This window comes from Dehalococcoidales bacterium, from assembly GCA_030698765.1.
GTDB lineage: Bacteria > Chloroflexota > Dehalococcoidia > Dehalococcoidales > UBA2162 > JAUYMF01.
Genome location: JAUYMF010000058.1, coordinates 1 through 14,695, shown reverse-complemented (window position 1 = coordinate 14,695; position 14,695 = coordinate 1). Strand labels below are relative to the sequence as shown.

The following is a 14,695-nucleotide window of genomic DNA, read 5'->3' as shown; positions in this document are numbered from 1 at the left end:
GCCGGGCACTATCGGCTACCAGCGTACAGTAGGCATTAATTTCGGGATTCAGTCGCTCAATACGGGAAAGTACGGCATCCATTATTTCCACGGGCGAAAGTTTTTTGCTCTTTACTGCCTCAACCATCTCCACCACCGGCAGGTAACAGATTTCCAGATTTTCCAAAGTACCCTCCTTTACAGGTTTTTTCGTCAGGCACCGATTCATCATCGCCATTATACCCAATAAATGCAAATGGAGAAACTATCCAAGCTAAAGAGGCGGAGGAATTTTACGACTGGTTAGCCACATCCTCCGGTAGGGTAAGAGTGGAAATAAGGAGAAGGCGTTAAAAGGCTGGAAATAATGTTTACGCCGAGGCCCTTCCTTCATCGTGGCGGAACGCAGCCCCACAGCACGGCAGGTACGTCGTATGAACGTAGCTCGATTATATCAGGTGCCAGGGCGGAAAATGATCCCGGCGAAGCAGGGTTCAGCCTTCCTGTTCCTTTTCCGGCTCCTCAGCCCCACCGGATCTTTTCTTCCCCCGCCACCAGCCTTTGAGCCGACCTACAATCTGTTTCTCGTAACCCATCTCGCCGGGAGAGTAGTATATCCTGCCTTGAAGGGCATCAGGCAGGTTCCTCTGCTCGGTGAAATGTCCCGGGTAGTCATGCGCGTATTTATAACCCCGGCCGTAGCCCATCTCCTTCATCAAGGGAGTTGCCGCATTACGCAGATGTAGCGGTACCATATCATCAGACCCCTGCTTGATCTCCTTCTGGATACGAGAATAGGCTTCATACAGCGAGTTGCTTTTGGGCGCCGTAGACAGGTAGACGACCGCCTCAGCCAGAGCCAGATTTGCTTCAGGCATACCAACAAAGCTAACCGCCTGCTGGGCCGCCATCGCCACTACCAGGGCTTGAGGGTCAGCCATACCCACATCTTCCGACGCAAAACGGACTAAACGGCGGGCGATATAAAGAGGGTCTTCACCGGCTTCCAGCATCCGCACCAGCCAGTATAAAGAGGCGTCCGGGTCAGAGCCGCGCATCGACTTGTGCAGGGCTGATATAAGGTCATAGTGCTGGTCTCCCGCCTTATCATAGCGCAACGCCGGATGCTGGACAGCATCCTCAATAGTAGCCAGTGAAACGGAACGCTTTCCGCGGGTATCAGGGGGCGTCGTCAGGACTGCCATCTCCAGGGCATTAAGAGCGATACGAGCGTCACCCTTGGACATGGTGATAAGGTGGGCTACCGCCTCCGGGGAGAGTTCAACATCAAGCGCGCCCAGACCCTTGAGCCCGTCCTTGAGCGCCCTCAGTATAATGACCCTGATTTCATCTTCAACCAGCGGGCGCAGTTGCAGCACCTGACAGCGGGAGAGGAGCGGGGAGGTAACCTCAAAAGACGGATTCTCCGTAGTCGCGCCAATAAGAGTTACCGTTCCATCCTCTACAAAGGGTAAAATCGCATCCTGCTGGGCCTTATTAAAACGATGGATCTCGTCAATGAAAAGGATTGTCTTCTGCTGGTAAATCTTACGGCGTTCCTTGGCCTCCTCTATTGCCCGGCGCAGTTCAGCCACGCCGGCGCTGACGGCGCTCACCGCGCTGAAACAGGAGTCGGTACTGCTGGCGATAACGTGAGCCAGGGTGGTCTTACCGCTACCCGGGGGCCCCCAGAGCACGATTGACGGCAGCTTGCCCGCCTCAATAGCTTTTCTCAGCACCCTCCCCTGACCGATCAGGTGCTCCTGCCCGACAAACTCATGGAAGGAAGCCGGCCGCATCCGCGTCGCCAGTGGCGCCTGCTGTCCCTTTTGCTCCTCGAACTTCTGCTCGAACATATCCATATCCTAACTTCCCGATAGGCTGCGACACTATACCTATTATAGCGTCCGGACAGCACCAGTACAACCAGCTAAATGACAGCTACTATACTATTGGTTGGTGATGTCATTGCAACCTTCCGAGTAGGGCGAAGCAATACCTGCGCAAACAGAACCGCCACGCCGTTGCTTGCTTGCCGCCGGGTGTGATATTATGTTGCGGCTAGAGTACCCAGTTTTAGCTTTAGAATCGTCCGGGAAACCAGACTATATGAAAAAAGTGATTGTCACCGGGGGAGCCGGGTTTATCGGTTCCCACCTTGCTGATGAGCTGCTCAGAAGAGGGTATTATGTCACCATCCTCGACGACCTCTCCACCGGTAAGATGGAAAACATAACGCTGTTACTGAAAAACGAGAACCTGGAATTCATCGAGGGGAACATTACCGATTTACCCCGGCTCCGGAAGCTCTTCCAGGGTGTTGATTATATTTTCCACATGGCGGCTATTGCCAGCGTTCCCAGAAGTATTGATAACCCGGAATTGTCCCATGAAGTTAACGCTACGGGTACATTAAAAGTGCTCATTGCCGCCCGGGACTCAGGAGTAAAGAAGGTTGTTTTTGCTTCCTCATCAGCAGTCTACGGGGACACCCCCGTCCAACCCAAGACCGAAGATATGACGCCAGATCCACAGTCCCCTTACGCGGTAACCAAACTTATGGGCGAACATTACTGTCACATTTTTCACAATATCTGGGAGCTACCCACCGTAAGCTTGAGGTACTTCAACGTCTACGGCCCGGGGCAGGACTCCGCCTCTGACTACGCCGCGGTCATCCCCAAGTTTATCGAAATGATTTCCCAGGGTAAACCGCCCGTTATCTTCGGGGATGGCGAACAGACCAGGGATTTCACCTATATCACGGATGTAGCCAGAGCTACTATCCTGGCTGTCGAGAGCCAGGCTACCGGGGTCTTTAATATCGGCAACGGGGAAAGCACCAGCATTGAACAACTGGCACAACTCAGTATCGAAATTATCGGGAAGGCTAAAAATCTCAAGCCGGTTCATACCGACCCCAGGCCAGGAGACATAGTTCACAGCATTGCCGATACCACCAGAGCCAGCGGCTTTGGCTACAAACCCCAGTACAGTCTGGAAGAGGGGTTAAGGGAGACCGTCAGCAGACTTCAGGTAAGTCCGTCAACGTCAGGGAATTAGTGACCGGCAAGCCCTAAAGCCTTTCCTTTATTATGTCAATAATCCTCTTGCCTGCCTTACCGTCACCAAAGGGATTCTGCCAGCCGGTTTCTTTCCCCATCATCGTCCGGACACACTCCAGTATCCTGGCCGGTAAAGCGCCCGCCAGGACGTTAGATCCGGCCTCCAGTGTTTCCGGTCTCTCCGTATTATCTCTCAGCGTAACGCAGGGCACGCCAAGGACGCAGGCTTCTTCCTGAACGCCGCCGGAATCGGTCAGGATAAGCCGGGCATTATTCTCCAACTGGAGAAACCCCAGGTAATCTACCGGCTCAATCAGGGTTAGGTTTTGCGATTCCAGGTTAAACTCCGTAATCCTCTTTTTTGAGTGCGGGTGGACGGGATAGATGACCTGTATCTGAAACTCAGCAGCAACCTCACCCAGTCCCTGCAAGATAGCGCGGAACCTATCCGCGCTATCAACGTTTTCCTGGCGGTGTAATGTCACCAGAAAATACTTCTTCGGCTCAAGATGTAAGTTAGCGAGCGCAGCGTCATCGCTTCTCATTAACTCAAGGTTCTGGTATACAGCATCCACAATAGTGTTGCCGGTGACGAATATGGTCTTCTCCGGAACGCCTTCACCCAGTAATATTGTTTTTGCCCGCTCAGTGGGAGCGAACAAAAAATCGGAGCAGTGGTCGGTCAGAATCCGGTTAATCTCCTCCGGCATGCCTCTGTCATAGCTCCGCAAACCGGCCTCGACATGCCCGACCTTTACCCGGAGTTTAGCCGCCGCCATGGCGCCGGCCAGGACAGAGTTGGTATCCCCTTCAACCAGTACTATATCAGGGTTCTCCTCTGATAAGACCCTTTCGACGCCAATCAGTATTTTAGCTGTCTGCGCAGCGTGAGACCCGGAACCTGCCTCCAGATTATATCTGGCCGGGGGAAGCTGAAGCTGCTCAAAGAAGATCATATCCAGATTATACGAGTAGTGCTGCCCGGTATGAAGAATAAAATAGCTATCCTTATGCTTCTCCAATTCCCTGATAACAGGGGCCATCTTGATTATTTCCGGGCGTGTCCCCAGAATGAGAGCAATCTTCACCAGCCGCACTCCCTTTTAGCAACCTGGATCATACCGCATGGGCCCAACCCTACCGTTTCACCAGCACATTCAGTATTATGCCGGTAAAAACACTCAACGTGCCGACAATAATCAGCAAGATGGCCAACAAGGCGGTACCTACCGGCATCACTCCACTGGTTGAAGTCATACTGACTACCCTGATTCCAGTCAGGAATCCCAGCGCAATCCCAATGGAACCCCCCAATCCGAAGAAGAAGAGAGGCCTTCTCTCGGAAATCATGGCGATGATTCGTCCCAAAACCTCGATGCCGTGCACCAGCGGGTTCAGCGTTGACCCATCCGCAGTATATCTAATCGAGATTGGTCTCTCGGTGATTTTAAGTCCGCTCTGAGCCGCTTTAGCTATTGTCTCGGCTGATATCGCCATTCCGTTCTCCTTAAGCTCCAGCAAGGTTATCGCCTTACGAGAAAAAGCCCTGAACCCGGACTCAGAATCATAGAGTTTTTCTCCGGATAATATCCGGGAGAAGTAGGCAATGGCTCTCTGCCCGATGTGACGGTAGGCAGGGATGTTAGCCCTTTCCTGCTCCCTTGAACCGATAACAAAGTCAAAGCCTTCAGCGGTAATGGGCCTGATAAGTCCGGGGATTTCATTGGGATTGTGCTGGGAGTCAGCATCAAGCAGGACCAGAACATCAAAATCTCTCCTTTTCGCTTCCGCCAGGAGGTCCTGAATACTGGCGCCGTAACCCATATTTTCCTGGTGCCGGATCACGGTGGCTCCAGCCAGCCTGGCCACATGCGCCGTCTGGTCTGTACTGCCGTCATCAACGATGATGACTTCATCCACATATTGTCTTGCCTCCAGGGCAATAGTCCCGATGTACTTAGCCTCGTTAAAAGCTGGCATCACCGCAATAATCTTAGGTTTGTTTTCCTGAGACGAGTGGCACGAACTTTCCATCAATCCTCCGCAACTGCACCGCATTTCAGACCTGCCGAATGCTGTTATCTTTCCTGGAATTGCCCCATTATACCTCAAAAATCTGTCCTGAATGAAGTTCTATCTGCATAATGTTTGACATTCTATGGTAAAATAGAGACAATTGTCAACATATCTTATGATTTAGTGCCAGTTGGCACCCACTGTCCTGAATTAAACTTCAGGCCCGGACTCTTGCCAAGAAATGATTACTGTGTAATACTTGAGTAGTTTTATTGAAATTAGACTTGGGCATTAATTGTCCATCTGTTACCTGGTTGAGGAGCAAGGAAACTGAACTCAAGGCTATTTAATCCAAAGCTCATTGTTGGGCTACTGCTGGCTTTATTCTTTGGTATTTCCCTGTATCTCCGGGTCTACCTTCCTTATGATACGGTCTTCAGCGGCGACTGGGTAAAGTTTACCGGTGTTGACGCTTACTATCACGCACATCTTGTTGACATCATTGTCCGCAACTTTCCCCACCTCCCTGATTATAGCCCGTACCTGATCTACCCCGGAGGGGCCGGAGTGGGCAATACCCGTTTCTTTGACTGGCTTCTGGCCGGTATCATCTGGACAATCGGTCTGGGCTCACCAACCGGGCATACCATAGATATTATCGGTGTCTATTTTCCGGCGATACTGGGAGCGCTGACCGTCATACCGGTCTACTTTCTGGGCAAGGAACTATTCGGTCGCGGGGCGGGTGTGCTTGCCGCAGGCTTAATCGCCATCCTGCCCGGCGAATTCCTGGGACGGTCAATACTGGGTTTCACCGACCATCATGTTGCCGAGACACTGTTCACCAGTATTACCATCTTATTCCTGGTCCTCGCCATCAAGACGGCGAACCGGCGGCAATTAACCTTCCATCACCTTAAACGCCGGGACTGGTCAGTCAGTGCCAGACCGGTCACCTATAGCCTGCTGGCCGGCTTTTTCATGGGAATTTATATTTTTACGTTTCCGGGAGCCCTCCTCTTTGTTTTCTTAATCTTCCTCTATTTCGTCGTGCAGTTCATCATTGACCATCTCAAGAATAAGTCCACCGCCTATCTGTGCATAATCGGTGTTATTTTCTTCCTTCTTCCCCTGGTAACAGGGCGGCTGATTTTTGTTGACCAGTATTTCCGGTTCTCCCTGTTTATTGCGCTGCTCACTCCGCTTGTCCTGTACGGTATCTCCTGGTTGATGACCCGTAAAGCCATAAAGCCAATTTACTATCCGTTATCCCTGGTTGGGCTAGGACTTGCGGGTGTGGGTATCCTTTACCTGGCCAGTCCTTCCTTAATCGAAACCATGCTTAGCGCATTTTCTGTCTTCCGGCCGACGGGTGCTGCCCTGACCACTATTGAAAGACAGCCGATCTTCCGCCCCTGGCAGGACAACCCCCTGGTGCTGGTCTGGGGTAATTTCACCATCAGCTTTTTCTTCAGTATTATTGTCCTGGCATACTTCGTCGTCTTCCGTTTTAAGCAAATGAGCGCGGAAAAGAACCTGCTGATAGTATGGAGTCTGGTGATACTGGCGGCGACAATCGGGCAACGCCGCTTCGCCTATTACTTCGCCGTCAATGTGGCCCTGCTCAGTGGCTATTTGTCATGGCAAGCCCTCCGCCTGGCTGGTTTCCAGGACACAGGCGCCGTCATTAAGGAAGCGCCAAAACCATCGAGAAGAACCACCCGGCCAAAAGACCGGAGTTCACACGCTATCAACCTGGTAAATAAGACTTTAGCCGTCTTGATTGTCTTTATGATTGTCTATTTACCTAATCTGGTGCCGATTGTCCCCAACGTTACCACGGCGATTGATACCGCCAGACGGCCACAGTTCGCCCCCAGTGACGCCTGGGTCAGCGCCCTCGACTGGATGAGAGAAAATACCCCGGAGCCGTTCAATGACCCGGATGCCTATTACCGGCTTCACCGGAAACCATCACCGGGGGGAAGCTTTGAATATCCTGAATCTGCCTACGGCGTTAGCGCCTGGTGGGACTACGGCTACTGGATTACCCGTATTGCTCACCGCATACCCAACGCTAACCCCAGCCAGGACCGCATCCCGGTAACTAATATCGCCAGCTTCTTTACGGCTCAAGATGAAGATTCAGCCAGCAAACTGAGAGAAGAGTTAGACTCGTCATACGTGGTTATTGACCATGATACCGCTTATATCAATCCGCAGACAGGCAGCGGCAAATTCTATGCGGTGGCTACCTGGGCAGGGAAGAACCCCGCCGAGTTTTTTGATGTTTACCTGACGCCACGGGACAATGTACTGGCAGCGACTCTTTATTTCTATCCGGAGTACTACCGCTCTCTGGCCGTCCATTTATACAACTTTGACGGTAAGGAAGTAACGCCGGAAACGGTACCAGTCATCGCCTATGAGGAAAGGACAGACAGCACAGGCAGGGTTTTCAGAATAGTCACCGGCCAGGAACAATTCGATACCTACCAGGAGGCGGAAGAGTACGTCTCCAGCCGGGAATCAGGTAATTACCAGATTGTGGGGGCTAACCCGGTTATCAGCCCGGTACCCCTTGAAGCGCTGGATAATTACCGCCTGGTCCATAGCTCTGATATCCTGGTAGCGGTGCCGGGCGGGGCGACGCTACCGGAAGTAAAGGTCTTTGAGTATATCGGTACGGGCAGCAGGGTAGTTGACTAACAACTTTCTGCAATTCATAAGCCCGACCTTTGCGTCCACGGGGCAACTTGGTAAAATCAGACACCTGTAACTATTATTGGACAATACGCACTATTCCAGTTTCCAGGGGGTGCTATGGCTGAGATACTGGTAACCGGCGGCCTGGGTTTCATCGGGACTAACCTCGTCCACGAGCTGGAGAGTCGAGGGCACCGTGTCCGGGTTTGCGACCTGGGCCAATCACCGGGACCGAACTATATTCGCTGTGATGTCAGGGAATACCGTCAGCTTGAGAGGATTTTCGACAGTCACAAATTCGACTACGTTTACCACCTCGCCGCTGAGTACGGGCGCTGGAACGGGGAAGACTACTATGAGAACCTCTGGCGGACTAACGTCATCGGCACCAAGAACATACTCAGAATCCAGGAGAAACTGAAGTTCCGCATGATTTTCTTCAGCAGCGCCGAAGTCTACGGCGACTACGATGGCGTCATGAGCGAGGACGTCATGGACAACATCCCCATCAAACAGATGAATGACTATGCCATGACCAAGTGGGTGGGAGAGATGCAGGTATTGAACTCAGCCGCCATGTTCGGTACCGAGACGGTCAGGGTCCGCCCCGTTAACGCCTACGGTCCCCATGAGCACCACAGCCCTTACCGCGGAGTAATACCGAATTTCATCTATAAAGCCTTAAAAGACGAGCCCTACACCGTTTACCTCGGACACCAGCGCATTTTCGATTTTGTTGAAGATACCTGCCGGACCTTTGCTAACATCGCGGACAATTTCAGGCCGGGAGAAGTCTATAACGTGGGCAGCCGGGAAGACTGGGAACATGATATCAAGTATGTCTCTGACCTCATCCTGAAAAACATGGGGAAAGATGATTCGAAGGTGACCTATAAGCCGGCGGAGCCATTTACCACCCGCGTCAAGCACATGGACTTCTCGAAAATAAGAGGAGACCTGAAGCACGACCCCAAAATTCCTCTGGAAGAGGGGATTCCGCGGACTATTGAATGGATGAGAAAGGTCTACGGGCTATAGCCTTTAAATGCTCAAAGTAACCTTAATAAATCCGAACCACTTCACCAGGTATCCGCAACCCCCGATGGGGCTGGCTTTGCTCGCGGCTGTCCTGGAAAAGACCGGACACCAGGTAAAGATACTTGATACCACCGTTCTAAAGCTTGATGCTGAGGCTGTTGTGCCTCTGGTGGGCGCTCCTGATATTGTTGGCCTGACCGCGACAACTCCGGCGATAAATTCGGCCGTAGGCATCGGCCGGTACCTGAAAAAGGCTTACCCAGACTTGCCGATAATCCTCGGGGGGCCTCATGCCACACTTCTCCCGAAGGAAACGCTGGCAGCGACTCCTGAAATTGACGTATTGGTCACAGGTGAGGGCGAAGACACCATTATCGAGCTGTTGCGGGCTTATGAAGATAAATCTCCCCTGGACAATATCCCGGGTATCGCCTTGAGGCGAGATGGGGATGTAGTAATCAATCCGCCAAGAGCGGCAAGCAGTGACCTGGACTCTCTGCCCTACCTTGCCTACCACCTGCTTCCCTGGCAGAAATACCGGCCGCACCCGCCTCACGGCCGGGCGCTTCCCTTCGCGGCTGTCATCACCAGCCGGGGGTGTCCCTATCATTGCAGCTATTGTTCGAAGCCTATTTTCGGCAGCCGGTATCGGCAGCAAAGCCCACCCCGGGTGGTTGATGAGATTGCGTATCACTCTGAAAAGTACGGCATCAGGGAGTTCGCTATCTATGACGATGTCTTTACGCTGGACAAGAAACGCTCCCACGCTATCGCCGATGAAATAATGAAACGCGGGCTGAAAATAGCCTGGACGTGCGAGACCAGGGTCAACCTTGTAGACAAAGAATTGTTGCGCCATATCAAGCAGGCAGGGTGTTATTCAATCGCTTACGGCATAGAGTCAGGCTCGCCGGCAATACTGAATATCCTGGATAAAGGCATTGGACTGGAGCAAGTTGAGGAAGCGGTGCGCTGGAGCCGGGAGGCCGGACTGCAAACAATAGGTTACTTTATGGTCGGCTCACCGCAGGAAACTCCGCAAACTATCAGGCAGACAATCCAGTTCGCCAAAAAACTGAAACTGGACTTCGCCCAGTTTGCCATTACTATTCCCTTCCCGGGGACACGGCTTTATGACCTCTACCGGGACTCCGGGAAGACGGAGAGCCTGCCCTGGGAAAGCTTTATTTATGCCGAATCAGGTAGCAGAGCGGCTCCGGTATTTGAAAGCCCTTTGCTCAGCCGGGATGACATCCAGGGCTGGGCAAGACGGGCTTACCGTGAGTTCTATCTCCGCCCATCTTATCTCTGGCAGCGTCTCCGGCATATTGTCTCTATCGGAGATTTAAAACTCAACATTAAGGGACTGTCCATGCTCCTGGAAAATATCAAGCCCGCACAAAAGGGTCGGTAATGAACATCCTGTTCGTCCATGAAGTGGACTGGCTAACGAAGGTGGTATTCGATATCCATACCCTGGCCGAATCTTTATCGCTGCTGGGACATCAGGTTTATGCCATTGACTATGAAAATGCCTGGCGCCGCAACCGCCCCTTTGACCTGGGGACTCTCAAGACCCGTGAATTTAATGGCGTCTCACGTGCCTTTGCCGATGCCCCGGTGTCCCTGAGAAGACCGGGATTAATCAAGCTCAGCGGCTTGAGCCGGGTATCAGCCGCTTTTACCCATTACCTGGAAATCAAGAGGACAATAAGACAGAAAAAGATAGATGCTATTGTCCTTTACAGCGTAGCTACTAACGGGTGGCAGGTACTCGACATCGCCCGGAAGCTGTCTGTCCCCGTCATCTTCAGATCGATTGATATCCTGAACCAGCTGGTTCCTTACCCGTATTTGCGGCCAGCCACCAGGCTGCTGGAAAGGATGGTCTATACCCGTGCGGACATGATTCTGACACTGACGCCAAGCCTATCGCGCTATGTCGCCAGGTTAGGCGCTCAGGGGCAAAGGATAAAACTGCTGCCGATGCCGGTGGACACCAGAATCTTTTATCCCTACCCCGCTCCCGCCGAGCTTCGCCGCAGGTGGAACATCGCCAAAGAAGATAAAGTCATCCTGTATATCGGCACCCTCTTTCATTTCAGCGGCCTCGACCTGGTTATCCGCCACTTTCCGGAAGTGGTCAGGCAGGTCCCCGAGGCCAGGTTCCTCATTGTCGGTGACGGCCCGCAGCGCCAGAAACTGGAGGGCATTATTGGCGAACTGGGTCTGGAGGACAGGGTGGTCATTACCGGTTTCGAGCCATACAGCACTATGCCCGACTACATAAATCTGTCCACCATCTGCCTGAACCCTTTCCTCATAACCGGCGCCACCAGGGAGATCTTCCCGGGTAAGATTGTGCAGTACCTGGCCTGTGCTAAAGCGGTGCTGGCAACGCCGCTCCCCGGCCTGGTGGCGGTAACCCCCGGCGAAGAGCAGGGGCTGGCGTTTGCGGGCAGCCCTGAAGAGATGGCGGAGAAGCTGGTCAAACTTCTCCGGGAACCGGAATACCGGCAGCGCCTGGAGAGCAACGGGCTGGACTACGTCAGGAAAGTGCATGGCTGCGAGAACATAGCCGCAGACCTGGAGGCGAGACTGGAGGAGGCAATCAACGAGAAACGCATGGCGACTTCTCCTGAAGGAGTATCAGGGTAAGTTCTCAATAACCTTATCTCCAATCACAAAGGAACTGACTTCTATCTATCCCGCCGAAGAGTAAGGGAACTTCTTAAAAACTAATCACGGCAGGTTCGAGACCCGCAAGCTTGTCAACGTAGTTTGAATGATAGCCGGAGAAGCCCTATGGAAACCAGTTCTATACAGATCATTGGAATGATATAGAAAACACGTTGTACCAGACCTGAATAAGTCACGTGAGACGCAACGATAAACACTATTGATAACAGCAAACCGATTCCAATCGCCGCCAGGGTAAACCGTGTAAACCAGTACCAGGACGGTATTTTATGCACCCTTTTTACAAATAGCAGCATACCCACTAGCAACGAGAAAAAAGCCGTCGTGATAGCAACGTTATGCATAACACCTTCAACGTTTATGGACATTCCAGCTATGCCAGGGCTGTCCTGAAAAACGCCACCAAAGACCATCCCCAGACCGTAAAGGGCAAAGGTAATCCCTATTACCGCTGATTTTATGCTCCATTCCAATCCCAGATATAGCCCAGCAGAAAAGCACAACATCAAAATACCAAATACTATAAAACCGGTGCTCATCAGTCCGGGCGTAAGACTGCTCTGGTCACTCAAGGTACTGATTGAATCAGTCACAGGATTATACCCGGGCGTTATCATTCCGGAGATGATGATAATAAGAATAATCGTTGGTGGGGCTGCGATCCCGCAGGCGTAGAGTAAGCGAATTAAAGTTATCTTTACCATTGCTCGCTAATAAATGATAATGGAATCAAATCTAAAAAGCTGATAAGCCTGCGCTAAACTTTCGTCGTATATTGTAGTCGTTGCTACCTGCGATATACGGATTTCTGTTGCACTTGCAACTAGTTACTGCAAAATGGCCTTAATAGTATAATAACACATAGGTTGACAGCTTTAACCGGTATGATTTCTATAATAATTCTTCTGATTATATTTGTACTGATTGTTGTTCGTCAGGTTGGCAACATCAAGCTCCAAATATGGCAGATAATGCTGATTGGTGCTCTAGGTGTTCTATCATCAGGGCAGATACCCCCCGAAAGAGCCTTGAAGTCGATTAATATCGACGTAATGCTTTTCCTATTGGGTATTTTTATTATCGGGCAGGCTCTTGAAGATAGCGGTTATCTCTCACAACTTTCATACAAGCTCTTCCGCAGGGCAAAGTCTCTTAATAGCCTTGTTCTTTTTGTCACGTTTAGCATGGGTATATTATCGGCGCTCCTCATGAATGATACGCTGGCTATTATTGGCACCCCGGTTGTCTTGTCGCTGGCAGGAAAAGCCAATACTCAACCAAAGATATTACTGCTTTCCCTGGCTTTTGCGGTAACGACAGGCAGTGTTATGAGCCCGATAGGCAATCCTCAGAATTTGCTGATAGCTATCCATGGAAATATACCCAATCCCTTTGTCACCTTCCTGAGATACTTACTATTGCCTACCATGCTGAACCTTTTCCTGGCTTATCTGATGATACGTTTGTTTTATAGAAGGCAGTTTCACAACAAGCCCTTGATCCATTCTAAAGAGGTTATCAAAGACTACAAACTGGCAACCCTTTCCAGGATCTCTTTGATTTTGCTAGTCATTTTAGTAATGGCGAAGATTGCAACAGTGCTGTTGAGTTTAGAGATTGATTTCAGGTTAACCTATATTGCCCTCATTGCTGCGCTGCCTATAATCATCTTCATCCCTAAGAGGCCTGGCATGCTTAAGAGAATTGACTGGTATACTCTGGTTTTCTTTGCCTCAATGTTCGTGCTGATGCAAAGTGTCTGGGACTCCGGAGTTTTTCAAACGGTTATAGAGACAGCAGGTTTGAATCCCGCCTCAACAGGAGTTATCTTTACGGCAAGTGTTCTTATTAGTCAACTCCTTTCAAATGTCCCGCTCGTAGCCCTTTATTTGCCTATCCTGGACCAGCTAGGAGTTTCGGCAAAAGGGATGATGGCACTTGCCGCAGGAAGCACAATAGCCGGTAACCTTACTATTCTTGGTGCCGCCAGCAATGTAATAATAATACAAAATGCGGAAAAAAGAAGCGGCATCACCCTCACATTTTGGGAGTTTGCCAGGATCGGGGTACCGCTAACTGCTGTAAACGTAATAGTCTACTGGTTGTTTCTCAGAACATTCTAATCTGCTAATGAATTTTCACTCTCTCTTTATTGATGCAAGGTCGCTATTTTTCAGGTTGTTACCGGTCAATCGGCAAGGTTGACACAGACCATTAGATGGCTTACTATCCTTTTAATTAACGGTAGACCCGGAAAAATATATAAAGGAGAGTAGCCAAAATGAAAACAATTGACTTAACGATGCCTTTGTTTGAGGGGATGGGGATGGGGGGCTGTTATCCCCAGGAATCGCCGTTTACCGTCGACCGGATAGTCCCCGGTCAGGGCTTAGCACGTTACGGCATGTGCAGCGAGCCGGGAACCCGCTTTTGCTTGCCCGGTTTCGTGGGTACTGACGCGGAAACATACCTTGAGAACTTCGATATAGCCAAGAATATAAACGTAGAGGCGGTAATAGTTAAGCTACCCCTGAAGATGGGGGAAACGGCCACCGTTAAGCAGGTTGAGGACGCTTTTGCCAGGGCTGATTTCCGAAATGGGGATACCGCCATACTCTACACCGGCTGGGGAGACGTGAAGCGGCTGGAGGAAATGGGGGATGACTACCAGTGGAAAAGCCCTAACTTTGGCGCCGATGACACCTGCGCGAAGCTGACCGAGATTCTGAAGGCGAAGAATTGCCCCATCCTGGGCTATGACACGGCCAGCATGTCAGACTACGCCGAGTTGAAGCCCGCCTGGGAATCCCTGGGACGACCGAAGACCTGGCTCCGCGAGGAAAGAGACTGGTCTCCCGAGGCAAAGAAGTATATGCTTGAGCAGGCGGAAAAGAGAAAGGCGGCGCCCCCTCCACCTCCGGAAGGCCGGGGAATCATGCGTATCTTTAGAGCGGGCATTTCATTCATGGGCGGACTCGTCAATATCAGCAGTATCAGCAAGGAGAGGGTGAAGCTGATCATTCTGCCCCTTAAAATCAGGGGTGAATATTTTTCACCGGCCCGGGTTGTGGCTATTGAGGACTGAATTTACCGGGGCTATGGTTAGTAGTACTTAGCTGCAAAAATACGTAGTCATAAGGACATTCCTTCTCCCTTGCTGGGAGAAGGTTAGAGCCTGCCCTGAGCGAAGC

The 14,695-nt window shown here is 51.2% G+C and carries 11 protein-coding genes; 7 read left to right on the top strand and 4 right to left on the bottom strand.

Translation table 11 applies throughout. The features are described from left to right. Nucleotides 1-473 precede the first annotated feature (473 nt). Entirely contained in the window at nt 474-1,841 is a 1,368-nt protein-coding gene (locus Q8Q07_02780; protein ID MDP3879217.1) for a replication-associated recombination protein A, read from the bottom strand. 247 nt (nt 1,842-2,088) lie between these two features. Here Q8Q07_02780 and Q8Q07_02775 point away from each other — a divergent pair, with 247 nt between their 5' ends. Beyond that, entirely contained in the window at nt 2,089-3,042 is a 954-nt protein-coding gene (locus Q8Q07_02775) for an SDR family oxidoreductase (protein MDP3879216.1), read from the top strand. Between the two features lie 13 nt (nt 3,043-3,055). Here the strand turns inward: Q8Q07_02775 and wecB are convergent, their stop codons facing one another. Further along, a complete protein-coding gene (wecB, locus tag Q8Q07_02770) occupies nt 3,056-4,132 on the bottom strand; it encodes a UDP-N-acetylglucosamine 2-epimerase (non-hydrolyzing) (protein ID MDP3879215.1) in 1,077 nt (358 codons plus the stop codon). A 49-nt stretch (nt 4,133-4,181) separates the two neighbouring features. Further along, nucleotides 4,182-5,078 (bottom strand): glycosyltransferase family 2 protein, encoded by an 897-nt coding sequence (locus Q8Q07_02765; GenBank protein ID MDP3879214.1) that lies wholly within the window; start codon nt 5,076-5,078, stop codon nt 4,182-4,184. Between the two features lie 381 nt (nt 5,079-5,459). Between Q8Q07_02765 and Q8Q07_02760 the strand changes: the two genes are divergently transcribed. The 4 genes from Q8Q07_02760 (at nt 5,460) to Q8Q07_02745 (ending at nt 11,462) form a co-directional block, all read left to right on the top strand. Beyond that, complete coding sequence (locus Q8Q07_02760) at nt 5,460-7,769, top strand: oligosaccharyl transferase, archaeosortase A system-associated (protein ID MDP3879213.1); 2,310 nt, start codon at nt 5,460-5,462, stop codon at nt 7,767-7,769. Nucleotides 7,770-7,883: 114 nt separating this feature from the next. After that, nucleotides 7,884-8,804, top strand: a complete 921-nt coding sequence (locus tag Q8Q07_02755; GenBank protein MDP3879212.1) for an NAD(P)-dependent oxidoreductase — start codon at nt 7,884-7,886, stop codon at nt 8,802-8,804. A 7-nt stretch (nt 8,805-8,811) separates the two neighbouring features. Beyond that, complete coding sequence (locus Q8Q07_02750; GenBank protein MDP3879211.1) at nt 8,812-10,218, top strand: radical SAM protein; 1,407 nt, start codon at nt 8,812-8,814, stop codon at nt 10,216-10,218. Continuing rightward, complete coding sequence (locus tag Q8Q07_02745) at nt 10,218-11,462, top strand: glycosyltransferase (GenBank protein MDP3879210.1); 1,245 nt, start codon at nt 10,218-10,220, stop codon at nt 11,460-11,462. The genes Q8Q07_02750 and Q8Q07_02745 overlap by 1 nt, the downstream gene beginning before the upstream one ends. A 113-nt stretch (nt 11,463-11,575) precedes the next feature. On the opposite strand, the gene Q8Q07_02740 is transcribed toward Q8Q07_02745, so the two are convergent. Further along, nucleotides 11,576-12,208: a DUF998 domain-containing protein gene (locus Q8Q07_02740; protein MDP3879209.1), complete on the bottom strand. Its 633-nt coding sequence runs from the start codon at nt 12,206-12,208 to the stop codon at nt 11,576-11,578. A 180-nt stretch (nt 12,209-12,388) separates the two neighbouring features. On the opposite strand from Q8Q07_02740, the gene Q8Q07_02735 reads away from it, so the two are divergent. Beyond that, complete coding sequence (locus Q8Q07_02735; GenBank protein MDP3879208.1) at nt 12,389-13,627, top strand: anion transporter; 1,239 nt, start codon at nt 12,389-12,391, stop codon at nt 13,625-13,627. 158 nt (nt 13,628-13,785) lie between these two features. Continuing rightward, on the top strand, nt 13,786-14,589 hold the full coding sequence (locus Q8Q07_02730; protein ID MDP3879207.1) for a cyclase family protein: 804 nt from the start codon (nt 13,786-13,788) through the stop codon (nt 14,587-14,589). Nucleotides 14,590-14,695: the final 106 nt, after the last annotated feature.